This window comes from Streptomyces sp. NPDC040589, assembly GCF_055594445.1.
On record NZ_JBVIWP010000007.1, the window covers coordinates 77,310 to 102,167 of the forward strand.

Genomic DNA, 24,858 nt, shown 5'->3' on the forward strand with positions numbered 1-24,858 from the left:
CTCACCGGTATTCCGGTGCACGAGCCGGCTCGACGGCTATTTGGCGTACATCAGGGTGCCGAAGCCGAGCTGGTCGTAGCCGCCGCTGTCGCTGCCGTAGTCACCCCCTCCGCCTTCGGGGGCCACGGAGAAGCACATCTGGGAGATGTACTTGTCGTCGAGGAGCAGGCGCCGCCCGTAGTGGTAGTGGAGCATCGCCCACACGGGGCGGGCCTGGCCGCGCGACCCGGCGCCGGGCACGGTCTGCGACTGCGGGGAGCAGTTCTGGCCGCTGCCCCAGTTGTAGGTGGTGAAGGGCACGTCCATGTTGAGGTTGTACTTGGCGACGTACTGGGCGGCCTTCATGAAGCGGCGGCCGTCGTACGAGTAGAGGTCCTCGCCCTGGTTCCAGGCCATCTCGCAGATCGCGCCCATCTGGCCCATGCCCATGACGGTGTGGCCCTGGTCGCGGCCGGACTCCTGCCACTGGCCGAGGTCGTAGCCCTCGACGTTGCTGTACAGGAACGGGACGGCGTTCTTGATGGAGCCGTTTCCGGCGCCGTTCTTGAAGTAGGTGACGGCCTGGTCGTACTTGGCGCCGTCGTTGTTGAGGATGCCGATGGCCAGGACGGAGGCCATGTTGCACAGGTCCCAGTTGGCCCAGTAGTTGGTGATGCAGGCGTCGTTGTGGCCGGTCAGGAACTGGTTGTTGAGCGGATAGAAGACCCTGACCATCATCTCCTGGAAGGCGCCGAGGTCGAACGCGCTGTAGTCCCGCATGAGTTCGGCCGCGTTGGCGAACTGCCAGCCGTAGAGGCCGGCGGCGAGGAACCGGTCGGCGTTTCCGGTGACCGTCGTCAGGGTCGTCGCCCAGGCGTTGAGGATCCGCGTGGCGCACTGGGCGTTGGCCTCGGTGCCGCCGACCCTCCAGCGCAGCGCGTTCTGGTAGGCGGCCGCGATGTCGTTGTAGAGGAGGCCGTAGTTCTGTCCGGTGCCGCCGCGGATGATCGTCGCGGTGGCCCGGGGGCTCCAGGTGGACTGGGCGTGGGAGTTGGCGACGAGTTTGTTCCAGCCGGACAGCCAGGGGTCGGTGCCCGCGGCGACCCTGACCTTGGCGCGGTTGATGTCGCCGGCGTTGTGGAGCATGCCGGGGTGGGTGAAGGTGCCGGGGGCGGCGTCCGCCGTGGTGGCGGTGGCTCCGGCGCCCAGGGCGAGGGCCGCGGTGAGGCCGCCGGCGGTCTTGAGCAGACCGCGGCGGCTCACCTGGCCGCCCTCGTGGTGCGTGTGGGGGGAAGTGCGGCTCATGTGGGGGCTTCTCCGTTCGGTGGAGGCCTACAGGGGGGTGATGCTCACCTCGTCGAACTCGGTGGTGCTGCGGGTCAGGGGGTCGCGGGAGCAGACCACGAGGCCCACGTAGTAGGGGGCGTCACCGAAGCCGGGGAGGTCTCCCTCGGCGAGGGGGGTGAAGGTGGCGCCGCCGTCGGTCGAGGCGGATGCGGTGAAGTGCGTCCCGGTGCGCTTCAGCCGCAGCAGGCAGGGGGCGGCGACGGCCGCGTTGCCCGTGAAGGTGGACTTTCCGGCGACGGTCGGGCGCAGCATCAGCTGGGCGCTGGTGCCGCCGGTGACGATCGCCCCGGCAGCCTGGTCGAACGGCGACAGGGACTTGGTCATGAGCAGGCCGACCCGGTCGCCGCCGGCTCCGGAACGGGAGAGCAGCCGGACGGTGACCTCGCAGTCACCGCTGACGGGCCGTCGTACGAACTGGCCCGTCATGCCCTGGTTGTTGACCGTGAGGTCGGTCCCGGCGCCCCGCACCACGAAGGTCCCGTCCTCGTGGGCGGTGGAACCGGGGGTCTGGACGGCGACCACGCCGAGGGTGCCGTAGGCGCGGTCGTCGAGGATGACATCGCCCAGGTCGCCGTAGCTCCAGGGCTCGGGCGGCGGGGTGCCGACCGTGAGGGTGAGGGTGCCGGTGGTGTCTCCGGTGGCGTTGCCCGCGGTGGTGGTGACCGTGAACGCGCCGGTCCGGGTGGGGGTTCCGGAGATCAGGCCGGTGCGCTTGTCGACGCGCAGGCCGTCGGGGAGTCCCTTCGCCGTGAACCGGATCGGCTGGTGCGAGGCGCGCAGGAGGTGCTGGAAGGGGACGCCCTTGTTCGCGAATGCCGCTGTGGGTGAGGTGAGCCGGGGCGCGGACGGCGTCGGCATCACGGCCTTCGCCGCGTCCGACAGGGGGCCGCGCCCTGAGCTGTTCGTCTTCGCGACGGCGTAGTGGTACGTCGTGCCGGGCTTGCCCGTGGCGTCGGCGTATCGGACGCGGGTGCCGAAGCCGACGGGGCCGATGCCGGTCGCGATCGTCTCGAACGGGCCCTTGGCGGAGGTGGAGCGCAGCACCTTGTAGCGGGCCGAGAGGTCCGGGTCGGTCCAGGCCAGCTCGACCGCGTCGACGCCCGCGACGGCCCGGAGGTCACCGGCGGCCCTGGCCGGGCGTGGCACGGACCAGATGTCACCGCCCGTGCGGGAGGTGACGCTGACGTTGTCGAAGGCGCCGGTGCCGGTGCCGGTGTCGGCGTAGTCGGCGTCGACGCCGAGGCAGGAGGTGAGGGTCAGACCGACATGGGCCGTCTTCCCCAACTGGACCTCGCCGGCGCCGACTTCGGTCCAGTGGACGCCGTCCGGGGAGATGGCGCCGGTGCAGCGGTCGCCCCGGCGGGTCACGCGGACCCAGTACGGCATGCGCAGCCGGTAGCCGTCGCCCGCGCCCTCGACGTACGGGGCCTGAAGCGGGGTCGCCGACTCGGGCAGCTCGCCGAGGGAGGAGATCGGGAAGGCGGCGCCGGTCGTGATCGTCTGCTGCTGGGACGGCGGCACGGGCGTACTGCCGGTGCCCTTGGTCCCGGCCCCCGCCTTCGGCCGTACGCTCCACACGCCACTCCAGGTGTGCAGCGGCAGGCCCTGGATCAGCATGGCGGCGTGGGCCGCGTCCGCGTCCAGGCCGGCCCGTACGGTGACGCCGATCCTGGAGTACTGGGAGCTGAGCGGCCACACGATCCGCGCGGTGATCGTGCCGTCACCGCGCAGCGGCAGATGGGTCAGGCGGTGGGTGTCGGCGGTGCCGGAGGCCTCCAGCACGAACCGCTCGCCGTCGAAGACCGCCGAGCCGGCGATCCTGACGTCGCCGATGTCCCGGGTGGACCAGGGGGCGGGGAGGCCGGGGGACGCTGAGGCCCAGGCGGAACTTCCGCTCCTTCCTTGGGCGTTGGAGGCGACGACCGTGTAGTACGAGGTGCGCCCCGGGCGGGCGCGGCGGTCGGTGTACGTCGCCTGGTCGACCCCGGTGGCGATCTTCTCGTACGGTCCGTCGGCGCTGCTCGCCCGCAGGACGGTGTACGACTCGGCCCACGCCGCGGGCAGCCACGCCAGGGTGACGGACCGGTCGCCACCGATCGCCGTGACACCGGCCGGGGCGGTGGGCACGGACGGGGCCGGGGCCTTCGTACCCGCGAAGGTGAGGGTGCCCCAGCTGGGCAGGTCGTCATTGCCGCCCTCGACGACGCGGGCGCCATCGGTGCCCCGGAAGACGGCCGCCTTGGTGTACGGGGTGTCGAGGCCGCGGACGCCGGCATAGTGCGCGTACGCCATCTCGTAGATGGGGGGCAGGGTGCCGCGCCCGACGGCCGAGACCGACGTCTTGACGTACTTGCCGGTGCGGTCCAGGTCGGGGACGAACGGGACGTCGCCGCCGAGGTTGTAGCGGGCGGCGTACTCGACGTTCTTCAGCAGGCGGTTGTCGTCGAAGGCGTACAGGTCGACGCCCTGGTTCCAGGCGACCTGCGCGGCGTCGGCGTGCAGGCCGACGGCGAGTTGCTCGTGGCCCTGGTCGCGGCCGGACTCCTGGCCCTGTCCCGCGTCGGTGACGATGCGGTGCGGGACGCTGCCGTTGCCCGCGCCTGCGGCGGCGAAGCGCAGGGCGTCCTCGAAGAGGGTCGGCTCCTCGCAGAACACGCCGATGGCCAGGATCGACTGGACGGAGGTGAGGTCCCAGTTGCCGTTGGCGTAGAGCATGTAGCCGGAGATCGCCGGATACCAGACGCGCAGAAAGGACTCCTCGCAGCGCGCGATGTCCTCCTTCGCCCAGCCGTCGTAGCCGCTGTGCCGCAGCAGTTCGGCCGCGTTGACGAACTTGAAGACCTGGAGTCCCGCGCCGAGCGGCCCGTCGGCTCCGGTGACGGCGGTGAGGGACGCCGACCAGGCGTTGAGGATGTCCCGCGACTTGTCGGCGTAGGCGCGCTCGCCCGTGAGGCACCACATCAGCGCGGTCTGGTAGGCGGCGGCCGAGTCGGCGACGGCCTGGTTCTGGAAGTTGGTGGGGCCCCGGCCCCAGGAGGTGATCTGGCCGGTGTTCTGGACGGTGTACGTCGACTTGGAGCGCGCGTGTGCGGAAAAGGCGAGGTAACCGTCGTAGACCGGTGTTTCCTTCGCGGCGACCGCCGCCTTCATCCGGGCCAGGTCGTCGGCGCTGTGCAGCAGTCCGGGGTGTGTGAACGCCCGGAAGCCGGCCGTGGCGGCCCGGGCGGTGCCGGGGGCGAGCAGTCCGCTCGCGCCCGACACCAGCAGCAGGGCGGCCGCACCGCCGAGGAAGCCCCGGCGGCTCGGTGCGATCGGTCTCAGGGGACTGGTGCTCATGACGCGGCGGCCGCCTCGGCGGTGGTGAGGAACTTCAGGTTCAGCACGTGCTCGTTGGCGTGCATCGGGATGGTGTCGGTGGTGAGGTACCAGCCCGGCTTCTTCATCGAGTCGGCGATGACCGTGCCGTTGACGACGAGGTTCTCGAAGGTGACGTCCTTGATGGCGTGCTTGGCGTCGTAGCCGAGCAGCAGGCAGGTGGCGAGCGGCTTGCCCGTGTAGGAGAGGTCCTTGACGTACACGTTCTGGATGCCGCGGCCGACCGAGGTGTTGTACTTCGTGTTGTACATGACCCGCATGTGGATGAGCTGGCCCCAGCGGAAGTCCTCGACGCGTACGTTGTCGACCTTCACGTTCTTGATGAGGTTGCTGTCGCCGGGGTTGAGGGCGATGCAGCCCTGGTAGCCCATCTGGGGCTCGCGGTGGTCGCAGATGTCGAGGTTCTTGAAGGTGAGGTTCTTCAGCACCTCGGGGTTGTCGGAGTTGCCGTGCGTACCGACGTTGATGGGGTGGGCGACGTCCGCCCAGAGGGTGGAGTTGCGGACGGTGATGTTGCTCGTGTCGCCGTAGTACTCCCAGCGGTGGGTGTAGAGGGCGATGCAGTCGTCGGAGTTGCGCATGAAGACGCCGTCGACGACGACGTTGCTGCTGCAGAAGACGTCGATGCCGTCGCCCCAGCCCTTGGAGCTGAAGGAGCCGAGGCCCTTGATGGTGACGCCGGTGGCCTCGCCCATCTTGACGGCGTAGCCGTTCGGGTTGAGCGCCGTGACGGCCCCGACGGAGATGTTCCTCGAGTTCTCGATCAGGACACCGCCGTCCACCGTCCCGGCCAGCACACCACGGCCGGTGATCCCGGCGTGCTCCACGTTCCGGAAGACGACGGTCGCCTTGAGGACGGCGCCGCCGTCGAGGTACACGGTCTTGCCGGAGGGGACGTTCAGATAGCCGTCGGCGGTGGTGTGGACGCCGGGGCCGTAGTGGAGGACGTTCGGGTCGTCCGGCTTCGGGACCTTCTTCTCGATCGCGCGGGCGAACAGGTGGAGGACGTCGAAGATGTCGTCGTTGATCTGCACGACGATGTTGCGCGGCTGGTCGAGCGTGAAGCGCAGGGTGTCGCCGCCCACTTCGGGCCTGATGCCGTAGGAGTCCGGTCTCACCCGGACCTTGCTGGTGCCGCCCTTGAGGTAGGTGACCTCCACCTCGGCGGAGCCCTGGAAATCGAAGTACGCCAGCGACGAGTTGTAGACCTTGCTGGACCCGGTGGTCGCGTTGATCTCCGACAGCTGCGGGCGCCAGATGTCCAGCGTCTGCCACTCGCCGTCGGGGGCGGTACGGACCCGCACCTTGAAGCTGGTGTTGGTCGGCATGGCGGCCGGGCGGGGGTAGGTCACCAGCTTCGGCGCGGCGGCGGTGTCGTCGGCGAGGGCGGTCGTGGCCGTGAGGTGGGTGAGCCCGGCGGCGAGGACGGTGGCGCCGGCCGCCTGGAGGGCGCCTCGGCGGGACAGGGGCGGGGTCATGGTGAGCTCCTTGCGGATACGAAGACGGGAGACGGCCGAGGTCACTTCAGGCCGGTGGTGGACATGCCGGCGACGAAGCCGCGCTGGGCGATCAGGAAGATCAGCAGGATCGGCACGACGTACATCACGGAGGCAGCGGCCTGGAGGTTGGCGACGGGCGTTCCGGCCGAGGTGACGTAGGTGGTCATGACGGCGACGGCCAGCGTCGACCTGTCGGCGGACAGCAGCAGCTGCGGGGCGATGTAGTCACCCCAGGACCAGGTGAAGGCGATCACGAAGCTCGCGGACAGCACCGGCCAGGACTGCGGCAGGAAGATCCGCCAGAAGATGGTGCCGTAACCGCAGCCGTCGACGATCGCGGCCTCCTCCAGCTCACGGGGCAGCCCGGCGAAGAACTGCCGGAAGAGGAAGACCAGATAGGGGGCTGCGGCCAGTCCCCAGAACACCCACGGCCAGTACGTGTCGACCATGCCGAGCTTCGCGAAGATCAGATACGTCGGCAGCAGGGTGATCATCTGGGGCAGCATCATCGAGCCGATGAGGATGCCGAACAGCGTCTTCCTGCCGGGGGCGTCCAGGCGGGCGAACCCGAAGCCGACCCAGGCCGAGCTGAGCGTGACGAGCGTGGCGTAGATCAGGGCGATGACCAGGGAGTTGCGGGCGTAGCCGAGGAAGTCGATCAGGTTGAAGGCGTCCGCGAAGTTGTGCCACTGGACGTGGGTGGGCAGCCAGTGCACAGGCGAGGCGGCCAGTTCCGCCGGGGTCTTGAGGCCGGACAGGATCAGCCAGCCGAAGGGGCCGACGAACAGCCCGGTGAGGGCGACGAGGACCGTGTAGAGGACGAGGCGGTTGACGCGCACCCGCACCCGGGGCGCGGAGTTCGGGGGCAGACTGGTGGCGGTCACTTCTTCGCCTCCGGGTCGACGTTGTAGAACACCACGCCGGACGTGAACCTGAAGATGAGTCCGGTCACGATGAGGATCAGGACGAAGAGCACCCACAGCAGTGCGGAGGCGTAGCCGTAGCGGCCGAGCGCGAAGTACTGCGAGAACACGTGCATCATGTAGAGGTAGTTGGACTGCGGCAGCGCGGTGACGCCGGCGGTCGTGCCGTCCGGGGACAGCAGCAGCGGCATGATGGTCTGCACCGAGGCGATCACGCCGGTGACCGTCTGGAAGAGCAGGACCGGCGACAGCAGCGGCACGGTGATGCTGCGGAAGGTCCGCCAGGCGCTCGCCCCGTCGATGCGGGCGGCCTCGTGCAGTTCGCGGGGCACGTCCTGGAGCCCGGCCAGCGAGATGATCATGACGTTTCCGGCGGCCCACAGCACGCTCATCAGCAGCACGTAGCGGGCGTAGGGGTCGGCGAGCCAGCCGAGCGCGTCGAAGCCGAAGAGGGTGATGACGCCGTTGGCGGCACCGGAGTTCTGGTCGAAGAGCGCCTTGAAGGTGAGGCCCACGCCGACCGGGGGCACCACGGCCGGCAGATAGAGCAGGGTGCGGAACAGCCCGCGTGCCTTGATCGGCCGGTTGACCAGGACCGCGAGCCCGAGCCCGGCGATGATCGACAGCGGCACCGAGGTGAGGGCGAACAGGCCGGTGCGGCCGAGGGAGTTCCAGGTCTGCGGATCGGAGAACAGCTCGGTGTAGTTGCCGAGGCCGACATAGCTCCAGTGCGGCGAGATGCCGTCGTAGGTGGTGAAGCTCAGCCACAGCGCGTACGCCATCGGCACGATCGTCAGCAGCAGGAACCCGATGATCCAGGGCGCGGTGAACAGGTAGAAAGCGCGATGCCTGCGCGCGGTCATGGAGATCCGGGGCCGCCGGGCCGGTGTCGTGCGGTCGGCGAGCGCGGCCGGGCCGGGCCGCCCCGTGACGGGTATCTGGTCGACCGTCATCCCACCTGCTCCTTACCGCGCTTCAGCTGCTCGTTCATGACCGAGTTCAAACGGCCCGCCAGGGTGTCGACGGACATGCGGCCGTTCATCGCGGCCGGGGCCTCCTGGTTGAACAGGGCGTAGAGGGAGTCCGCCGTGGCGTAGGGGGTGTAGGCGATCACCGAGAAGTGCTTCAGCTCGGCGTTCTGCACCTTGAGCACGCGCTTCTGGTAGTCCTCCTGGGCCGGCATCAGCGGGCGCAGGGACTTCAGGGTGGGGATGCCCCAGCCACCGGCGGCGCGGGCCTTGGCCGGTCCCTCGCCGAAGAACCACTCGAAGACCCGCCAGGCGGCGTCCTTGTTCTTCGCCCTCTTCGGCATCCACAGGCCGGTGCCCGCCTGGCAGGGGCTGACCCTCGGGCCGCCCTCGAACACCGGCGCCGGTGCGAGCCGGGCGTGCGGCGCCAGCTTCTTGTCGGAGTTGATCAGGCCGCCCAGCCAGTAGCCGGAATTCGACATGGCCATGCGGTTCGCCTGGAACGTGGGCCCGTCCCAGGCGTTGGGGTCGGGCTGGACGATGCTGGGGCCGACCCTGGCCCTGCCGTACTCGATGTACCAGTTCAGCGCCTTGCGGGCCTCGGGCGTGGTGAAGTCGACCCGGGAGAAGTCGTCGGTGAAGAGACTGCCTCCGGCCGCCACTGTGAGGCTCGCCAGCATGTTGGGCGTGAGCACGCCGTTGTAGCTGCCGCCGAAGACGGTCGTCTGGCCGTTCTTGCGCCGCGTGAGCCGCTTGGCGTTCTCCAGCCACTCCTCGAAGGTGACCGGCTCGGTCTCCGGCGGGTGGTCGACGCCCGCCTGGTCGAAGAGCGCGGTGTTGTACCAGAACATGGAGTCCTGGGAGAAGTCCTTCGCCATGCCGTAGCGGGGGCCCTTGCCCTGGGTACGTCCGTCGAAGCGCCACAGGTCGTTGACGGGGTCCAGGTCGTCGACCTTGAGGACGCCGCTCCCGGCGAAGTAGGGGTCCAGGTCCTCCATGACGTCCCGCGCCGCGAAGTAGGGCGCGTCCGTGGCGCCGACACCGCGCACCAGGTCGGGCGGGGCGCCGTTGGTCATCATCCCGATGAGCTTGGTGATGTCGTACCGCACCGTGACGATCTTGACGCCGATGTCCTTCTGGGCCTGTCTGACCAGCTCCGGGGAGAGGTCGTCGGGCTTGGCCATCACCGTGACGGTCTCGCCGCCGCCGCTGACGCCGCTGGAGACCTGCATCGCGCAGCCGCTCAGCGTCGCCGCGCCGGTCGCGGCGCCCGCTGCCGAGAGGGCGAGGAATCGGCGGCGGCTCAGGGAAGCACCAGCACGTGGGTGCATGAACGCACACCTCCTTGCGTTTCCGGCGTGCTTAGCAACCGGTTGTTGTGCGTGGGGCAGAGCTTCTTCCGGTCGGCATGGCGCGTCAAGGGCCTTGACGAATTTTCGAAAAGACTGTGTAACCTCGGCGTCATCAGCTTGAGGGCGGGTCAGACCTGTTTTCGGTCGGCGTGATCAAGCCATCGAAGAGCGCCTCGACCGTCATGACCAGGGGATGTTCGCGAGGTCGAGTCGGCAACGGATCGGGAACCGGTTGCTGTAGGGACCGTCTGGGCCCTCGAGACGTCGGCGGCGGTGCGCACAGACCACGCCCACCCTCGCCGAAACCGCAGTAATCGATTTCCACGGCCAGCTCTCACACCGAGCCGCACGGACGGCACATCTCCCCGGCCCGATCCGCCCGACCGCACCCGCCCCACTCCCCCACCCCACCTACCTCACTCTCACCGGTCGCGCCACGACCTGGTCTCATCCCGGGCGTTGCGCCGATCCGGCACCTCCCACCGCCATCCCCGCCCTGCCGATTGACCGCCGCTTCCCGCCGGATCTACGGTAGAAGGCGCTTTCTGAAACTGTTTCCGTTCTTCGCCCTCTGCTCCAGGAGAGTCATGCCCAGCCCTCAGCTGCCGCGGACCGTGTTCGCGATGGACCCGGTGCACCTCCCGCTGCTCTTCCCTCCGCCGCTGATGGAGCGACTGAGGCGCACGGCCGACATCGACCCCGGGCTGGTGGTGCGGGACTTCGCCGATCCGGCCGCGGCCGGCACCCTGGCCTGCGCCGAGGTGCTGATCACCGGCTGGGGCTGCCCGCACCTGGACGCCGGTGTCCTCGCGGCGGCCCCGAAGCTCGACGCCGTGCTGCACGCGGCCGGCTCCGTCCGCTCCCTGGTGGGCGAGGCCCTGTGGGAACGCGGGGTGACCGTCTCCAGCGCGGTGACGGGCAACGCCCTGCCCGTCGCGGAGTACACGCTCGCGATGATCCTGCTGGTGGGCAAGGACACCTTCGACCACCGCGAGCACTTCCGCCGTACCCATGCCTACCCGGGCCCCGCCGAGACCGCCGCGACCGGCAACCTCGGGCGCCGCGTCGGGGTCATCGGCGCGTCCCGGGTGGGCCGCCGGCTGCTGGAGCTGCTGCGGCCGTTCGACCTCACCGTCCTGCTGCACGACCCGTATGTGAGCCCGGCCGAGGCCGCCGCGCTCGGTGCCGAGTCGCTTTCGCTGGAGGAACTGCTCGGACGCAGCGACGTCGTGAGCCTGCACGCCCCCGACATCCCCGAGACCCACCACATGCTCGACCGCGACCGGCTCGCCCTGGTGCGGGACGGGGGCGTGCTCATCAACACCGCCCGCGGTGCGCTGGTCGACCACGAGGCGCTCACCGGCGAGCTGGTCTCGGGCCGGCTCAGCGCGGTCCTCGACGTCACCGACCCGGAGCCGCTGCCCGCCGGCTCACCGCTGTACCACCTGCCCAACGTGTTCCTCACCCCGCACATCGCCGGCTCGCTGGGCAACGAACTGGAGCGGCTCGGCCGCATCGTGGTGGAGGAACTGGAGCGCCTGGTGGCGGGTGTGCCGCCGGTTCACGAGGTACGGCATGCGGATCTGGCGCGGGTGGCGTGATGCGGGCCCGGGGGCCTGGCCGGGTGATGTCACGCCGCCGGGCTGGCGATCCGGCCCAGGTGGAGACCTGTTGGGACAGGGGTCCGGCCCAAGTGGAGACCTGCTGGGACGAGGGTCCGGCCCAAGTGGAGACCTGCTGGGACGATGGTCCGGCCCAAGTGGAGACCTGCTGGGACGGGGGCCCGGCCCAAGCGGAGACCTGCTGGGACGGGGGTCCCACCCGGGCGGTGCCACGCCGTCACGGGGATCCGACCCAGGCAGTGTCACGCCGACACGGAAACCTGGCCCGAGTGGCGTGACGCCCCGGCGGGCAAGCCACCCGGCCCTGACCACACAGCGCCCCCGGGCCGCCCCGAGGGCACGCCCGGCAGGCCCCTTCGGCTCGCTGTCCACAGGCCCTCCAGCCTGGAGTAACGATGGGATACGGTTTCCGCACCGACGCGGGACGGGGGCCAGGACCGCGGGTGCGTCAGGGCCGCTGCGGACCGGGGCGCGACAGACCGGGTCACGACGGACCGGAGCGCACCGGCGACAGGCCACACATCGGGCCCCGCATCGGGCCACAACATGAAGGAGCCGCAAGGGTGAGTCAGCGCAAGGCGACGAGTGACGCCGGCCGGGCGACCATCCGCGACGTCGCGGAACGAGCGGGCGTCTCCGTGGCCAGCGTCTCGCGGGTGCTGTCCGGCAACTACCCGGTGTCGGAGGAGCTGCGCCGCCGGGTGATGAAGGTGGTCCGGGACCTGGACTACGTCACCAACGCCCACGCCCGCTCCCTCGCCGGCGGCGGCACACCGACGGTGGCGATCCTCATCAACAACATCACCGGCGCCGCGTTCGCGCACGTCGCGAAGGGCGTCGAGGGCGCCGCCACACTGCGCGGCTGGCTCTCCCTGGTCGGCACGACCGGCGACGACCCGGAGCGTGAGCTGGCTCTGGTGAACATGATGCGGCAGCAGGGCGTGGCCGCCGTGATCCTGCTCGGCGGCGCCTACGACTACGACGAGTACCAGCTGCGCATGGCCCGCTTCGCCCGTTCCCTGGACGCGGCCGGCTCGCACCTGGTCCTGGTGGGCAGGCCCCCGCTGGAGGGCGACGTCCCGGCGACGACGGTCGACTACGACAACGAGGGCGGCGCCTACGCGATGGCCAGCCACCTGCTGTCGGCCGGTCACCGTCGCGTCCTCGTCCTGCCCGGACATGCCGAACTGACCACTGCCCAGGGCAGGTTGAAGGGAGCCCAGCGGGCCTTCGAGGCGTACGGCGTGCCCTTCGACCCGGGCATGGTCCGGCACGGCCCGTACGACTACGAGCACGGCTACGAGGCGGTCGAGGCGGCTCTGCACGACACGCCGGACTTCACCGCGGTGCTCGCCGGCACGGACGTGGTCGCCGCGGGCGCCTCGCAGGCCCTGCGCGCGGCGGGCCTGCGGGTACCCGAGGACGTCTCGATCGTCGGCTACGACGACATCCCGCTCGCCTCCCAGCTCACGCCTCAACTGACCACCGTGCACGTGCCGTACGAGGAGATGGGCCGGGTCGCGCTGCGCGCGGTGGCCGACCGGCGCGAGGGCGGCGCGGGCCGCCGCAAGAGCGCCGACGGAGACCATCTGGTGCTGGGCACACATGTCGTGGTCCGCAATTCGGTGCGGCCGCCGACGACGCGCGTCTGACGCTGACGCGGAGTCGAGTCGTTACGTAACCGGTTTCCTCAGACTTTACAGCCCCTGGCGAGTGCCGTCGGCGTGCCCGCCGCGCTGCGGACCGGCGCCTCCGACACTGCTTTGACCTGTGCGTATACCGAACCGAAGGCGGGGGCTCACCGCACTCCCGGCGATAACCCGCCGGACAATCCGCCGTAACAAATTGACGCGCACCTCTTGCTCTGAGCGGATCCGTCCGCCTACCGTCCCAGCAACCGCTTACTACAGCTTCTGCTTGGCCGACCCCCCGCAACCGCGAGCCGACGGATTTCCGGCCGCCGTTCCCGGCCGGCACCACCGAGCCGCCGCCGTCCTCTCGTTCTGAGAACGTCCTATCCCGAAGGATCACGGTCAGATGAACTTCACCAGCCCCCGGAGAAGGTTCGCCACCGCCGCTGTCGCGGGCATCGCGCTGACAGGTCTGCTCTCCGCCTGCGGCGGATCCGGCTCGGGCGACGACGCCGCGTCGAAGTCCGGTCCGGTCACCCTCCCCTACTGGGGCTGGGCCAACGGCCAGGAGGCGGTCGTCAAGGCGTTCAACGCCTCGCACAAGGACATCCGGCTGAAGTACACGAAGGTCACCGACCAGCTGACCATGCAGAAGCAGCTGACCAACGCGGTGAAGGCCGGCAACGCCCCCTGCCTGGTGCAGAACACCGCCGAGTACGTGACCAGCTGGGTGTCGCAGGACGCGCTCGCCGACATCACGCGGTACGTCGAGGGCGAGCAGGACAAGTTCAACACCGGCGCCTGGGCGAGCGCACAGGTGCAGGGCAAGCTCTACGGCGTTCCCACCAGCTCGGCGCCCCAGTTCACGATCTACCGCACCGACATCTTCGAGAAGTACGGCCTGAAGCCCCCGGCCACCTGGGACGAGTTCATCGCCGCCGGCAAGGTGCTGAAGAAGCACGGCATCAAGATCACCAACTACGCCGGTGAGGACCCCAGCACCCTGGAGGTGCTCGCGATGCAGGCCGGGGCGCACTGGTACGCGATCGACGGCAACGCCTGGAAGGTGGACTTCCAGGACGAGGGCACCCTCAAGGCCGCGAAGGTGATCCAGGAGATCATCGACAACGACCTGAACGCCAAGCTGTCCTTCGCCGACTACGCGGCCGTGCAGCGCAGCTACGACACCGGCGCCACCGCGACCCGGCAGATCTCCACCTGGCAGATGGCCGGCATGGTGCAGAACTTCACCAAGTCCTTCGGCGACTGGGCCCTGGCACCCTGGCCGACGTACCAGGGCGAGGCGGCCAAGACGCCGGCCGGCACGAACCTCACCGGCAGCGTGACCCTGGTGACCAAGCAGTGCGAGAACCAGGAGCAGGCGGCCAAGGCGGCGCTGTGGATGTCGACGAACCAGGACGCCGTCAAGACGATGGCGAGCCCGGAGACCGGCAACGGCGTGATGCCGGCGCTGAAGGACAGCGGCTCCTACGTCGGTGAGTCGATCTCGCAGAAGCTGCTCGGCAAGAACTACGAGCCGGCGCAGAAGGTCGTCACGGACAGCCTGGGCACGGTCACCACCGACTGGACCTACGGTCCCAACTGGACCGCGATGTTCACCGAGCTCCAGGCGGGCTGGGCCAAGGTGGTCAACAAGCAGGAGAAGGTCACCGACCTGCTCGCGCACATGCAGGAGTGGACGGTCAAGGACCTGAAGTCCCGCGGTATCAGCGTCAAGGGCTGAGGCATTCGATGATTCGCTCCCTGCGCTGGAAGGGTGCCGCGTTCACGGTGCCCTTCCAGCTCGGCTTCGTCTTCCTGTATCTGCTCCCGATCGGCTACGCCGTCTACGAGTCGCTGTTCACGGAGAAGCAGTCCGGGCTCGGCCTCGGCGGCGCGACGACGGAGTTCGTCGGGCTCGACAACTACACCCAGGGCCTGACCGACTCGGCGTTCATGAACTCCATCCTGCGGGTGGTGCTCTTCGCCTGTGTCCAGATCCCGTTCATGCTGCTGATCAGCCTGCTGCTGGCGCTGTTCCTGGACGCGCTCACCTCCAGGGTGGCCAGCCGGTTCCGGATCCTGCTGCTGGTGCCGTACATGATCCCCGGCGTGGTCGCGGCGATCGTCTGGGTCAACCTCTACAGCCCGGACGTCGGTCCGCTCACCCCGATCGGCAAGGCCCTCGGCTTCGACTGGAACTTCTTCGCGCCGTCGATGGTGTGGCCGTCCATCGGCAACCTGCTGACCTGGCACGGCATCGGCTACAACATGGTGATCATCTACTCGGCGCTGCAGGGCGTGCCGCGCGAGCTGTTCGAGGCGGCGCGGCTGGACGGCGCCTCCGAGCTGCGGATCGCGCGCAGCATCAAGATCCCGTTCGTGCGCGGGGCGCTGGTCCTGACGGGGCTGCTGTCGATCATCCAGATGCTGCAGATCTTCAACGAGCCGGCGCTGTTCCGGAACATCACTCCGCAGACGGTCAGCGACAGCTTCACCCCGATCATGATCATCTACAACCAGGCGTTCAACGCGGGCAATTACAACTACGCGGCCGCGCTGTCCGTGCTGCTCGCCCTGATCCTGGGCGTCGCCTCCTTCCTCTTCTATCGGCTCACCTCGAAGGAGGCCGACTGATGGTGCTGACCGAGCGGACCGCCACCGAGCGGCCCGAAGTCCGCGGCGTGCGTCGCCTGTCCCGTCCGGATCCGGCCTCGCGCGGGCGGGGCGGCCAGCGCTTCCTTCTCGTCGGGCTGGCCCTGGCGAGCGTGTACAGCCTGTTCCCGGTGTGGTGGCTGATCGTCGCCGCGACCAAGGACCGCACGGCGCTGTACCAGAGCAACGGGCTGTGGTTCTCGGGCTGGCATCTGTGGGACAACCTGCACCAGGTGTTCACGTACCAGGACGGCATCTTCCTGCGGTGGACGGCCAACTCGTTCCTGTACGCCGGTGTCGGCTCGCTCGGCGGCACGCTGATCGCCCTCGCAACCGGTTACGGACTGGCCCGCTTCGACTTCCCGGGCCGTAACGCGATCTTCGCGTGTGTCGTGGGCTCGTTCCTGATCCCGATCGCGCTGCTCACGCTCCCGCTGTATCTGCTGTTCTCGGCGATCGGCATGGTGGACACCCCGTGGGCGATGCTGATCCCCTGTCTGATCAACCCGTTCAGCGTGTATCTGGCCAAGGTGTACACCGAGGCCACGATCCCCTACGAGCTGCTGGAGGCGGCGCGGATCGACGGCGCCGGCGAGCTGCGGATCTTCTTCAGCATCGTGCTGCGGATGATGACGACGGGCGGCGCGACGGTGTTCCTGCTGGCCTTCGTGAACACCTGGAACGCCTTCTTCCTGCCGCTGACCGTGCTGCGCGGCAAGGAGAACTGGACGCTCAACCTCGGCCTCTACAACTGGACCGGCACCCGGCTGGAGTCCGGCATCGACCTGACCGGGCTGGTGCTGACGGGCGCGCTGCTGTCCATCGTGCCGATGGCGATCATGATGGTCGCGATGCGCCGCTACTGGCGGTCGGGCGTGACGCTCGGCGCCCTCAAGTGAACCCGGCCGTCCCTCTTCCCTGACTCCCGGGGGCCGCGGGTGACCTGACTCCCCGCGGCCCCCGGGTGCCTCACTCCCCCCCCCGGAGTTTCCGCGTGACCGTCCTGCACAACCCCGTCCTCCGCGGCTTCGCGCCCGATCCCTCACTGCTCCGGGTCGGCGACTGGTACTACGTGGCGACCAGTTCCTTCGAGTGGTTCCCGACGATTCCGATCCACCGCTCCCGCGATCTGGCCCACTGGGAGTACGCGGGGCACGTCGAGGGGGCGGCACCCGGCGGCTCGCTGGCCGGGGTGCCCGACTCTGGCGGCATCTGGGCTCCGTCGCTGAGCTGGGACGGGGAGCGGTTCTGGGTGACGTACACCGTCGTGCGTTCGGTCGGCACGCCGTACTTCGATCTCGACACGTACGTCTCGACGGCCACCGAGGTGGGCGCCGAGTGGAGCGCCCCGCGCCGGGTCGCGAGCCACGGCTTCGATCCGGCCCTGTTCCACGAGGACGGCCGGCTGTGGCTGCTGAACCTGCAGAACGACCACCGGCCGGGGGGCCGCAGATTCGCGGGGATCGTCGCCACGGAGCTGGACCGGGACACGCTGACACCCGTCGGGGAGACGCGTCTGCTGCTCCAGCACGACCGGCTGATCGAGGGGCCGAAGCTGCTGCGGCGCGAGGGGTGGTACTACCTGGTGCTCGCCGAGGGCGGCACGGGCTGGGAGCACGGGGTGCGGGTGGCCCGCGGCCGGGAGCTGACCGGGCCGTACGCGCTCGACGACCGGCCGCTGCTGACAACGCGGGACGACGAGGGCGTGCCGTTGCAGAAGGCCGGGCACGGCGAGCTGGTCGAGACGCCGGACGGGCAGTGGCTGCTCGGTCATCTGACGGCCCGTCCGCTGCACACGCCGCACGGCCGCCGCTGCACGCTCGGCAGGGAGACCGCGATCCAGGCGGTGACCTGGGACGCGGAGGGCTGGCCCCGGCTGCGGCAGGGCGGTTGGCACCCGGCGGTGGACGTCGATGTGCCGACCCGGCCGCACCCGCTGCCGCCCGCCGCCCCGCCCGAGGACTTGTCCTGGCCGTGGAGTACCCCGCGCGAGGCGCCGGACCCGTCCTGGGCCGACACGACGGCACGCCCGGGCTGGATCCGGCTGCGCGGCCGGCACGGTCCGGAGTCACGCTGGGCGACCAGTCTGCTGGCCCAGCGCGTCACCGAGCACCACGCGGAGGCCGAAGTCACCGTCGAGGCACGGCCGGTGACCTTCACCCAGGCCGCGGGGCTGGTGCTCTGGTACAACCCGGAGGCGTATCTCAGCCTGGATCTGACCTGGTCGGAGCCGGAGGGCGAGCCGCAGTGCGGGCAGCAGTGGAGCGGGGGTGGTCGTACGGTGCTCAGCCTTGTGGAGCGGGATGAGGGTGGCGCCCGGCAGGTCGCGGTGGTGGACGTGCCGGTGGCGGAACCGGTGACGTTGGGTGTGACGGTCGAGGGGGCCGACGCCCGTTTCTGGTACGTACGGGACGGGGTGCGTACGGCGGTCGGAGCGGCCCTGGACTTCAGCCGGCTGTCCGACGACCACGGGTCACGGCTGCGCTTCACCGGTGCGATGGCGGGCATCCACGCCCGGGACCTCGTCGACGCGGCGTTCACGGCGGACTTCACGGGGTTCCGGCTGACCTGCACCCCCGGCTGAGCGCGGCGGCACGTTCGGGGTATCGAAAGCTGATGCTCGATTCTGCTCGGAACCGCTTCCCATCGAGCACGTATTGACATGTCACGGTCGAAGCCCGCAGAGTCATGCCCCGAAAGTCCCCGACAGTGCCCCGGCAGTGATGCGAGCCACCTCATCGAGGAGTGTTGCCGTCATGTCCGAAACACCCGCTGTCTCACGCCGACTGCTTCTGGGCGGAGCCGTCGCCACCGGTGCGCTCGCGGCCGGGATGACCGCCGCGGCCCCGGCCGCCGCGACCGGGCAGGCGCCCCGCCGTCGCCCCGGCAGAAGTCGATGATCGGCGTGCCGTTCGAGGCCCGCAGAACCGTCCGCGTCGGTGTCATCGGCCTGGGCAACCGCGGCGGAGGCATGGTCGAGGGCTGGGCGGCCGTGCCCGGCTGCACCGTGACCGCCGTCTGCGACATCCGCGCCGACCGCGCGCGACGCGTCGCCGACCGGCTGGTGAGCAAGGGCGAGCCCCGCCCCGCCGAGTACGGCGGATCAGCCGGCTCCTACACCCGGATGCTCCGGCGCGACGACATCGACCTGGTGTATGTCGCGACGCCCTGGGAGTTCCACTACGAGCACGGCAGAGCCGCGCTGCTCAGCGGCAGGCACGCCGTGGTGGAACTCCCCGTCGCGACCGAACTGCGCCAGCTGTGGGACCTGGTCGACACGTCCGAGCGCACCCGCAGGCACCTGCTCCTCGCCGAGAACTGCAGCTACGGCCGCAATGAACTGGCCATGCTGAGGATGGCGCACGCCGGTGTGTTCGGCGACATCACCAACGGCCATGGCGGCTACCTCCACGACCTGCGTGAACTCCTCTTCTCCGACACGTACTACACCGACTCCTGGCGACGGCTGTGGCACACCCGCAGCACCGCGTCCCTCTACCCCATGCACGGGCTGGCCCCGATCGCGGCGGCCATGGACATCAACCGCGGCGACCGCCTGGCCACCCTGTCCGCCACCGCGACCGCCCCGAAGGGACTGGCCGACTACCGCGAGCGCTTCGTCCCCCGGGACCATCCGTCCTGGAAGGAGACGTACATCAACGGCGACCTGGTCACCTGCATCGTCCAGACGGCGAAGGGCAGGGTCGTCCGGGCCGAGCACGACGTGAGTTCACCCCGGCCGTACAGCAGGATCAACACCCTCGCCGGCAGTCGGGGGATCGTCGAGGACTACGCCGGGCCCGCCCCTACCGGCGCGCGCGTCTACCTGGAACCGGACCACGGCGGCCACACCTGGCGCGACTTCGCCGACTACCGCAAGGAGTTCGACCACTGGCTGTGGCGGAAGGTCGGCGACGACGCCGCGAACAACGGCGGTCACGGCGGCATGGACTACGTACTGCAGTGGCGCACCGTCCAGCTGATGCGCGCCGGACTGGTGCCCGACATCGACGTGTACGACTCGGCCGCCTGGTGCGCGGCGGTGCCGCTGAGCGCCGCGTCCCTGGCGAGGCAGGGCCGCCCGGTCGAGATCCCGGACTTCACCCGTGGCGCCTGGGCCGGCAGGCGTCCGGGCCTCGACTCCGACCCGACGGAGATGCCGCCCGCCGGCTGAGGCCCTGCCCCGGATCGGCCGCCACCGCCGACGGCACCCTGACCGGACGTGATCGACCGGCATTCAGTCGCCTGTCTACCCGCCGTCCTGCGCCGCGCCTAGAGTAGGAAGCGCTTTCTGCCCGGTGGAGAGGTGGGTTCCCGATGGTCCGTACGGCGAGTGCGAGCGTGGCGGCAGGTCCGACGCTGGCGGTCGTGGCCCGTGAGGCGGGGGTGTCGGTGCCGACCGCGTCCAAGGTGGTCAACGGCCGGGAGGACGTGGCGCCCGAGACCCGCCGCCGGGTCACCGAGGCGCTCGACCGGCTCGGCTATGTGCGCAGACCCCGGTTCGACGCGGCGAAGGCGCCCCGGCTGGTCGACCTGGTCGTGCACTCGCTGGAGAGCTCCTGGTCGGGCGCGGTGCTGCACGGGGTGGAGGAGGCGGCGCACGACGCGGGCCTGGAGGTCGTGGTGTCGGCCGCCCTGACCCGCTCCCGGGTCGGCCGCCCGGAGCGCGGCTGGCTGGACAAGCTGGTCGCCCGTGGCTCCTCCGGGGTCCTGTTCAACCTGGCCGAGCTGAGCGACTCCCAGTACGCCTGGCTGGAGCAGCACCGCATCCCGTTCGTGATGATCGACCCGGTCCAGGAGCCGCCGGAGGGCGTGGTCTCGGTGGGGGCGGCGAACTGGCAGGGCGGTCTGACGGCCACCGAGCATCTGCTGTCCCTGGGTCATGAGCGCGTCGCCGTCATCGCGGGCGACCGGCGCACGCTGTGCAGCAGTGCCCGGGTCGCCGGTTACCGCTCGGCGCTCGCGTCGGCCGGGGTCGGGCACCGCGCCGAGTACCTCCGGCACGCCGGTTTCGACGAGAGCCTGGCCCGCCGCCGCACGCTGGAACTGCTCGACCTGCCCGAGCCGCCGACGGCCGTCTTCGTCTGCTCGGACCGGATGGCGCTGGGGGTGTACCAGGCCCTGGCCGAGCGGGGGTTGAAGGTCCCGCACGACGTCAGCGTGGTGGGCTTCGACGACCTCCCCGAGGCCCGCTGGGCCTCCCCCGCCCTGACCACGGTCCGCCAGCCCCTGTCGGAGATGGCCGCCACGGCCCTGCGCTCGCTGCTGCGCATGATGGACGGGCACCGCCCGGAGAGCACGCGGACGGAGTTGTCGACGCGGCTGGTGGAACGGGCGAGTACGGCGGCGCCGGGGGCGTAGGGCGTTCGTCACCCGCGTGCGCTACACCCACCGACGGTCGCTCGGTCGGCCGTCTCACACCCCTTCGCGCGCCGCGCGCCCGTCGCTGTGGGGAACTGGTCCGGACGGGCCGGCGTCGAACGTTGCGGTGGGGAGGGGCCGTTGCCCGGGGATGGGGTGGCGGCGGGCAGTTGGGGGACGACCATGACACGCTGGCAGCCGCTTCCGGACGCACTGCCGAGGGAGGCACGGCATCTGGTCGAGCAATTGCGGGCCCTGAAGGACCGCACGGGTCTGAGCCTGGCCGAGCTGGCGCGGCGGACGGCGTACAGCAAGTCGTCGTGGCAGCGGTATCTCAGCGGGGCCAAGCAGCCGCCGAGGGGCGCGGTGCAGGCGCTGTGCCGGGTGGCCGGGACGGATCAGGCGCGGCTGCTGGCGGTGTGGGAGCTGGCCGAGCCGACGTGGCCGCGCGGTGCGACGGTGCCGGCCGGGCAGGCGGTGGACCTCGCGACACCGCCGCCCGGTGCCGGGTACCGGCGGTGGCGGGCGGCGGCGCTGGTCTCCTTCGCGGTCATCGTCGTACTGCTGGCGGGGCTGCTGTGGGCGCTGCCGACGTGGAGCGGGTGACTCCGGGGTCACCCACCCGTCCGGGCACTCAGCCGACCGTGCGGTAGTGCGCGTTCTTCCAGGGCCCGACGTTCTTGAGCTTCACCTGGTACTTGCCGCCCACGCGCTTGAAGTTGACGTTCCGCGCGTCGCCCTTGTACTGGACGATGTTGCCCGGGAGGCCCTGCAGCCGGGTCTGGGCGAAGTCCCAGCTCTCGCTGACGACGGTGCCGTCGGTCTCGGGGAGGTTGTGCCGGCTCTGCCACCACTGCGTGGCCGACTCGGTCTCCGGCCCGAACGAGCCGTCGATCTGGCTCTTCTTGAACGGCCGCCACTCGCCCTCGTCGTCCTCCCACAGGGCGCCGTCCGCCCACAGGACGGTCTCCCACAGGGCGATGGCGTTGCCCCTGGCGTAGGCCTCGACGCCGAGGTTCTCCTCGTCCTCCCAGTCGTTGGTGACGGCACCGCCGCCGTCGATGCCGAAGTAGGGAGCGGCGTTCGCGGCCGGTGCCAGGGCGATCCCGGCGGCCCCGCCCCCCAGCAACACGGCCGTCACCATCGCCATGGCCCGATTGCGCATGCTCATGCGGTGTTCCTTTCCGAACCGCCGTCCCCCGCGGGTCACCCCTGGGGCGGCTCGTCTCGTTTGGCACGGCACAGCGTCGCGTCCGGCGCCCGGACGCGGCGAGCCTTCCCGGCGTCCACGGACCGCCCAGGGACGGCCCACGCGCGGGGCGGCGACGTCCCGGCGGAGCGTGGGACGCGCCGGGTCTCCTTGGGCCGGGCAGGGCCGGGCTGGGCTGGGCTGGGCCTGAAGGCGGTGCCCCGCGTCCGCGCCCGGTTCCCAACAACGGCATTTGTTGCATCGCCCGGCCTCCTGCGCGCTCCTCGCGGCCGGGACAATGCGTGCATGGATGATGACTGGCAGCAACAGATCGACGCTCTCCAGGAGGAGCTGGTCCGCCGCGACGACCCCGCCGCCTGGGTGCGGGAGGCCGACGCGATGGACGCCTCGCGACGCTATCCCGCGCTGTCGCTGCGCGGGCCGGTCTTCGGGGTCGCCGCGCAGGATCCCGCCGTGGGGCCGGAGTGGCGGCTGCTGAAGCCGGTGACGGACGGCATGCCGCAGGTGGCCCGGGACGGACTGCACTCACACCTGTGGTTCACGGCCAAGGACGACACCGACGATCCGGCCGTCCGGCGCGAACTGCTGGCGGCGGTCGCGGTGATGGAGCGCGAGCCGGTGAACGAGGTGGAGGTGCGCGGTGTGCGCTACCGGGTCGTGCGCGGCGACGAGTTCGCGCGCTGCGACGACGACGGTCTTGAGCCGCCGCGCCCCACCGACCTGGAGCCGGTGCGGCGGTCGTGGGACAAGCGGGCGAGGGACACCGCGTCCCCCGACCTCGGCTTCGTCCTCGACCCGGCCCGCCCGGACGGCCTGGCGGCGGGCGCGCTGCGGCTGGGCCTGAGCGACTTCGCTTACAAGGGAGCCCGCTTCCCCTCCGACGTCCGCGAGGACTCCGAGCGCGCGGTGGCCACGCATCCGGACCCCGTGCTGCTGCCCATCGGATTCGGCGTGGTCGAGCGCGGCCGCCACGGCTGGCAGCCCTGCGGCACGCTCATGGCCACACCCCACGACGCCCGGCGTCTGCTCTACAACGGCATGTCCGAGATCTGGGCCATGCTGTACCAGTACGACGAGGCCAAGAAGGCCAGGTACGCGCGCGCCGCCGAGGAGTACAAGGCACTCGACCGCGCCGACGAGTTCCGCTTCGACGACCGCCTCTTCCGGATCTGCCGCGTCGAGCGATTTCTGCGCATGGGGCCCGACGGACCGGAAGGCCCGCGGCCGTCGGACGTCGACGAGTACGGCCCCATGAAGATGCACCCGACGATGGACGAGGACGGCACCATCCACTACGAGTCGGAGTCGACGGGCTAGAAGCGTTCCATCAGCCGCTTGAGGGCGGTGAGGTCGGCGGTCACCGCCTCGGCGTCGCGGCGGAACTCCTCGTCGCTCATCCCGGGCCGCCTGCGCAGCGTGAACACCACCTCGCAGCCGGGGCCGTCGGCGATCACCCGCATCGGGTTGTGCACGGTCTGCCCCGAGGGCAGGGTGACGTCGTGGTCGAGCACGCCGTACTCGTTCCTGGGCGTGAACACGACCACGACCCGCCCCATGGGCGACTCCCCCACCCACTGGCCGTCCACCTTCTCGATGGAGCGGGCCAGCCCGGGAGCCCAGCCGGGGACGTTGACTGGGTCGGACACGTAGTCGTAGACCCCCTGGGCGGGGCGGTCGATCGGGATGGAGAGGTGCCGGGATCGCTGTGTCGTGGTCGTCATGGCGGCGACGTTACGGGGGCGGCCGGGGGTGGTCTTGAACGGATCGGACACGGGTGCGGGCGCGGCTGGGGGATCCGGTGTTCCGATGTCCGTTTCCTTCAAGACCGGCCGCCCCGGGCCTGCCTACGGTGGCCCCATGACCGCACGATTCGATGCCATCGGCCTGGTCGTCTCCGACATGGCCGCCTCCGTCGCCTTCTACCGCCGGCTCGGATTCGCCTTCCCGGAGGGCGCCGAGAACCAGCCGCACGCCGAGGCCGAACTGCCCGGCGGGCTCCGGCTGCTCTTCGACACCGAGGAGACGGTCCGCTCCTTCCTCCCCGCGTGGGAGCCGCCCGCCGGCGGGGGCCGCGCCTCCCTGGCCCTGCGGTGCGACGGGCCGGCGGAAGTGGACGCGGTGTACGAGGAACTGGTGGGCTCCGGGTACCACGGCGAACTCAAGCCCTGGGACGCCTTCTGGGGCCAGCGGTACGCCGTCGTGCACGACCCGGACGGCAACGGGGTGGACCTGTTCGCGGCCCTAGGAGCTGAGTAGCTCCCCCAGCGGCAGCCCCGCCAACTCCCTGACGTCGCGGGCCAGATGGGCCTGGTCGGCGTATCCGGCCCGGGCGGCCGTGTCCGCGAAGGGCACACCGTGCCGGGCCAGCGCGAGGGCGCGGCGCAGCCGCAGGATGCGGGCCAGGGTCTTGGGACCGTAGCCGAAGGCGGCCAGGGAGCGGCGGTGCAACTGGCGGGCGCCCAGGCCGAGTTCGTCGGCGGTGGCGGCGACCGGGCGGCCCGCGTCGAGGGCCGTGACGACCTGCCGCAGCACGGGGTCGGGGGGTTCGGTACCGGCCGCCTGCCGCAGCGCCACCTCCTCCAGGCCGCTCGCCGGGTCGGGGGCCGCGTTCACGCGGTCGGCCAGGCAGCGTACCTCCGAGGCCGGCCACAGATCCGCCAGCTCGACGCGGCGGTCCCGCAGCTCGTGCGCCGGTACGCCCAGGAGCGCGGGCGCCGTCCCCGGGTAGAAGCGGACCCCGGCCCACGCACCGGCATCGCCGCCGGTGAGGTACGCGTGGGTGTCGGGCCCGGCGACCAGCAGCCGCCCTTCGTGCCACAGCAGGTCCATGCACCCGTCGGGCAGCACCCGCCCCACCCCGTCCCGGTCCGGGGTGTTGGTCCACACGACCGCTCCCGCCAGCCGCGACGCCCACTCCACGTACACGTGTGCCAGGC

19 protein-coding genes and 1 pseudogene are annotated in these 24,858 nt (G+C 70.6%); 11 read left to right on the forward strand and 9 right to left on the reverse strand.

The window, feature by feature from the left end; translation table 11 throughout:
• Window positions 1-36 precede the first annotated feature (36 nt).
• The 6 genes from ACZ58V_RS28475 to ACZ58V_RS28500 are packed head-to-tail and all read right to left on the reverse strand — an operon-like array spanning window position 37 to window position 9,422.
• Window positions 37-1,284 (reverse strand): alginate lyase family protein, encoded by a 1,248-nt coding sequence (locus ACZ58V_RS28475; RefSeq protein WP_471293398.1) that lies wholly within the window; start codon window positions 1,282-1,284, stop codon window positions 37-39.
• Between the two features lie 27 nt (window positions 1,285-1,311).
• Window positions 1,312-4,662 carry an alginate lyase family protein gene (locus ACZ58V_RS28480; protein WP_471293401.1) on the reverse strand — a complete coding sequence of 1,117 codons (3,351 nt, stop codon included), beginning with the start codon at window positions 4,660-4,662 and terminating at the stop codon, window positions 1,312-1,314.
• Entirely contained in the window at window positions 4,659-6,179 is a 1,521-nt protein-coding gene (locus tag ACZ58V_RS28485) for a glycosyl hydrolase family 28 protein (protein ID WP_471293404.1), read from the reverse strand. Before ACZ58V_RS28485 ends, ACZ58V_RS28480 begins: the two co-directional genes overlap by 4 nt.
• 41 nt (window positions 6,180-6,220) lie before the next feature.
• Window positions 6,221-7,084, reverse strand: coding sequence for a carbohydrate ABC transporter permease (locus ACZ58V_RS28490; RefSeq protein WP_468199162.1), 864 nt, complete (start codon window positions 7,082-7,084; stop codon window positions 6,221-6,223).
• Window positions 7,081-8,076: a carbohydrate ABC transporter permease gene (locus tag ACZ58V_RS28495; protein ID WP_468199164.1), complete on the reverse strand. Its 996-nt coding sequence runs from the start codon at window positions 8,074-8,076 to the stop codon at window positions 7,081-7,083. The genes ACZ58V_RS28490 and ACZ58V_RS28495 overlap by 4 nt, the downstream gene beginning before the upstream one ends.
• Window positions 8,073-9,422: an extracellular solute-binding protein gene (locus ACZ58V_RS28500; protein WP_468199166.1), complete on the reverse strand. Its 1,350-nt coding sequence runs from the start codon at window positions 9,420-9,422 to the stop codon at window positions 8,073-8,075. Before ACZ58V_RS28500 ends, ACZ58V_RS28495 begins: the two co-directional genes overlap by 4 nt.
• A 608-nt stretch (window positions 9,423-10,030) precedes the next feature.
• Here ACZ58V_RS28500 and ACZ58V_RS28505 point away from each other — a divergent pair.
• The 9 genes and pseudogenes from ACZ58V_RS28505 to ACZ58V_RS28545 all read left to right on the forward strand — a co-directional run bounded on the left by ACZ58V_RS28505 (window position 10,031) and on the right by ACZ58V_RS28545 (window position 21,318).
• A complete protein-coding gene (locus ACZ58V_RS28505; protein ID WP_471293407.1) occupies window positions 10,031-11,044 on the forward strand; it encodes a hydroxyacid dehydrogenase in 1,014 nt (337 codons plus the stop codon).
• 584 nt (window positions 11,045-11,628) lie between these two features.
• The gene (locus tag ACZ58V_RS28510) at window positions 11,629-12,717 is read left to right on the forward strand and encodes a LacI family DNA-binding transcriptional regulator (RefSeq protein WP_468199171.1); all 1,089 of its coding nucleotides are present in this window, start codon (window positions 11,629-11,631) and stop codon (window positions 12,715-12,717) included.
• Between the two features lie 385 nt (window positions 12,718-13,102).
• Window positions 13,103-14,440, forward strand: coding sequence for an ABC transporter substrate-binding protein (locus ACZ58V_RS28515; RefSeq protein ID WP_468199173.1), 1,338 nt, complete (start codon window positions 13,103-13,105; stop codon window positions 14,438-14,440).
• A gap of 8 nt (window positions 14,441-14,448) precedes the next feature.
• Window positions 14,449-15,333: a carbohydrate ABC transporter permease gene (locus ACZ58V_RS28520; protein ID WP_468199175.1), complete on the forward strand. Its 885-nt coding sequence runs from the start codon at window positions 14,449-14,451 to the stop codon at window positions 15,331-15,333.
• Window positions 15,333-16,250: a carbohydrate ABC transporter permease gene (locus ACZ58V_RS28525; protein ID WP_468199177.1), complete on the forward strand. Its 918-nt coding sequence runs from the start codon at window positions 15,333-15,335 to the stop codon at window positions 16,248-16,250. The genes ACZ58V_RS28520 and ACZ58V_RS28525 overlap by 1 nt, the downstream gene beginning before the upstream one ends.
• 95 nt (window positions 16,251-16,345) lie before the next feature.
• Window positions 16,346-17,935, forward strand: coding sequence for a glycoside hydrolase family 43 protein (locus ACZ58V_RS28530; RefSeq protein WP_471293411.1), 1,590 nt, complete (start codon window positions 16,346-16,348; stop codon window positions 17,933-17,935).
• Between the two features lie 172 nt (window positions 17,936-18,107).
• A pseudogene (locus tag ACZ58V_RS28535) lies at window positions 18,108-19,525 on the forward strand (Gfo/Idh/MocA family protein).
• A gap of 143 nt (window positions 19,526-19,668) precedes the next feature.
• A complete protein-coding gene (locus ACZ58V_RS28540) occupies window positions 19,669-20,712 on the forward strand; it encodes a LacI family DNA-binding transcriptional regulator (protein WP_468199183.1) in 1,044 nt (347 codons plus the stop codon).
• A gap of 183 nt (window positions 20,713-20,895) precedes the next feature.
• Window positions 20,896-21,318: a helix-turn-helix domain-containing protein gene (locus tag ACZ58V_RS28545; RefSeq protein ID WP_468199184.1), complete on the forward strand. Its 423-nt coding sequence runs from the start codon at window positions 20,896-20,898 to the stop codon at window positions 21,316-21,318.
• A 28-nt stretch (window positions 21,319-21,346) separates the two neighbouring features.
• Here ACZ58V_RS28545 and ACZ58V_RS28550 read toward each other — a convergent pair whose 3' ends face one another.
• The gene (locus tag ACZ58V_RS28550) at window positions 21,347-21,883 is read right to left on the reverse strand and encodes a peptidoglycan-binding domain-containing protein (RefSeq protein WP_471293414.1); all 537 of its coding nucleotides are present in this window, start codon (window positions 21,881-21,883) and stop codon (window positions 21,347-21,349) included.
• A 324-nt stretch (window positions 21,884-22,207) separates the two neighbouring features.
• Between ACZ58V_RS28550 and ACZ58V_RS28555 the strand changes: the two genes are divergently transcribed.
• Window positions 22,208-23,239, forward strand: a complete 1,032-nt coding sequence (locus ACZ58V_RS28555; RefSeq protein ID WP_468199189.1) for a DUF5954 family protein — start codon at window positions 22,208-22,210, stop codon at window positions 23,237-23,239.
• Here the strand turns inward: ACZ58V_RS28555 and ACZ58V_RS28560 are convergent.
• Window positions 23,236-23,643 (reverse strand): SRPBCC family protein, encoded by a 408-nt coding sequence (locus ACZ58V_RS28560; RefSeq protein WP_471293417.1) that lies wholly within the window; start codon window positions 23,641-23,643, stop codon window positions 23,236-23,238. The two genes, ACZ58V_RS28555 and ACZ58V_RS28560, sit on opposite strands and share 4 nt — an antisense overlap.
• Before the next feature lie 136 nt (window positions 23,644-23,779).
• On the opposite strand from ACZ58V_RS28560, the gene ACZ58V_RS28565 reads away from it, so the two are divergent.
• Window positions 23,780-24,178 carry a VOC family protein gene (locus tag ACZ58V_RS28565; RefSeq protein ID WP_471293420.1) on the forward strand — a complete coding sequence of 133 codons (399 nt, stop codon included), beginning with the start codon at window positions 23,780-23,782 and terminating at the stop codon, window positions 24,176-24,178.
• On the opposite strand, the gene ACZ58V_RS28570 is transcribed toward ACZ58V_RS28565, so the two are convergent.
• Entirely contained in the window at window positions 24,164-24,847 is a 684-nt protein-coding gene (locus ACZ58V_RS28570) for a helix-turn-helix domain-containing protein (RefSeq protein WP_468199196.1), read from the reverse strand. The two genes, ACZ58V_RS28565 and ACZ58V_RS28570, sit on opposite strands and share 15 nt — an antisense overlap.
• Between the last annotated feature and the right edge of the window lie 11 nt (window positions 24,848-24,858).

Bases quoted from the DNA above. Each gene is read 5' to 3' on its own strand.
- ACZ58V_RS28475 (WP_471293398.1), bottom strand. From the start codon at position 1,284: ATGAGCCGCACTTCCCCCCACACGCACCACGAGGGCGGCCAGGTGAGC.
- ACZ58V_RS28480 (WP_471293401.1), bottom strand. From the start codon at position 4,662: ATGAGCACCAGTCCCCTGAGACCGATCGCACCGAGCCGCCGGGGCTTC.
- ACZ58V_RS28485 (WP_471293404.1), bottom strand. From the start codon at position 6,179: ATGACCCCGCCCCTGTCCCGCCGAGGCGCCCTCCAGGCGGCCGGCGCC.
- ACZ58V_RS28495 (WP_468199164.1), bottom strand. From the start codon at position 8,076: ATGACGGTCGACCAGATACCCGTCACGGGGCGGCCCGGCCCGGCCGCG.
- ACZ58V_RS28500 (WP_468199166.1), bottom strand. From the start codon at position 9,422: ATGCACCCACGTGCTGGTGCTTCCCTGAGCCGCCGCCGATTCCTCGCC.
- ACZ58V_RS28505 (WP_471293407.1), top strand. From the start codon at position 10,031: ATGCCCAGCCCTCAGCTGCCGCGGACCGTGTTCGCGATGGACCCGGTG.
- ACZ58V_RS28515 (WP_468199173.1), top strand. From the start codon at position 13,103: ATGAACTTCACCAGCCCCCGGAGAAGGTTCGCCACCGCCGCTGTCGCG.
- ACZ58V_RS28520 (WP_468199175.1), top strand. From the start codon at position 14,449: ATGATTCGCTCCCTGCGCTGGAAGGGTGCCGCGTTCACGGTGCCCTTC.
- ACZ58V_RS28525 (WP_468199177.1), top strand. From the start codon at position 15,333: ATGGTGCTGACCGAGCGGACCGCCACCGAGCGGCCCGAAGTCCGCGGC.
- ACZ58V_RS28540 (WP_468199183.1), top strand. From the start codon at position 19,669: ATGGTCCGTACGGCGAGTGCGAGCGTGGCGGCAGGTCCGACGCTGGCG.
- ACZ58V_RS28545 (WP_468199184.1), top strand. From the start codon at position 20,896: ATGACACGCTGGCAGCCGCTTCCGGACGCACTGCCGAGGGAGGCACGG.
- ACZ58V_RS28550 (WP_471293414.1), bottom strand. From the start codon at position 21,883: ATGAGCATGCGCAATCGGGCCATGGCGATGGTGACGGCCGTGTTGCTG.
- ACZ58V_RS28555 (WP_468199189.1), top strand. From the start codon at position 22,208: ATGGATGATGACTGGCAGCAACAGATCGACGCTCTCCAGGAGGAGCTG.
- ACZ58V_RS28560 (WP_471293417.1), bottom strand. From the start codon at position 23,643: ATGACGACCACGACACAGCGATCCCGGCACCTCTCCATCCCGATCGAC.
- ACZ58V_RS28565 (WP_471293420.1), top strand. From the start codon at position 23,780: ATGACCGCACGATTCGATGCCATCGGCCTGGTCGTCTCCGACATGGCC.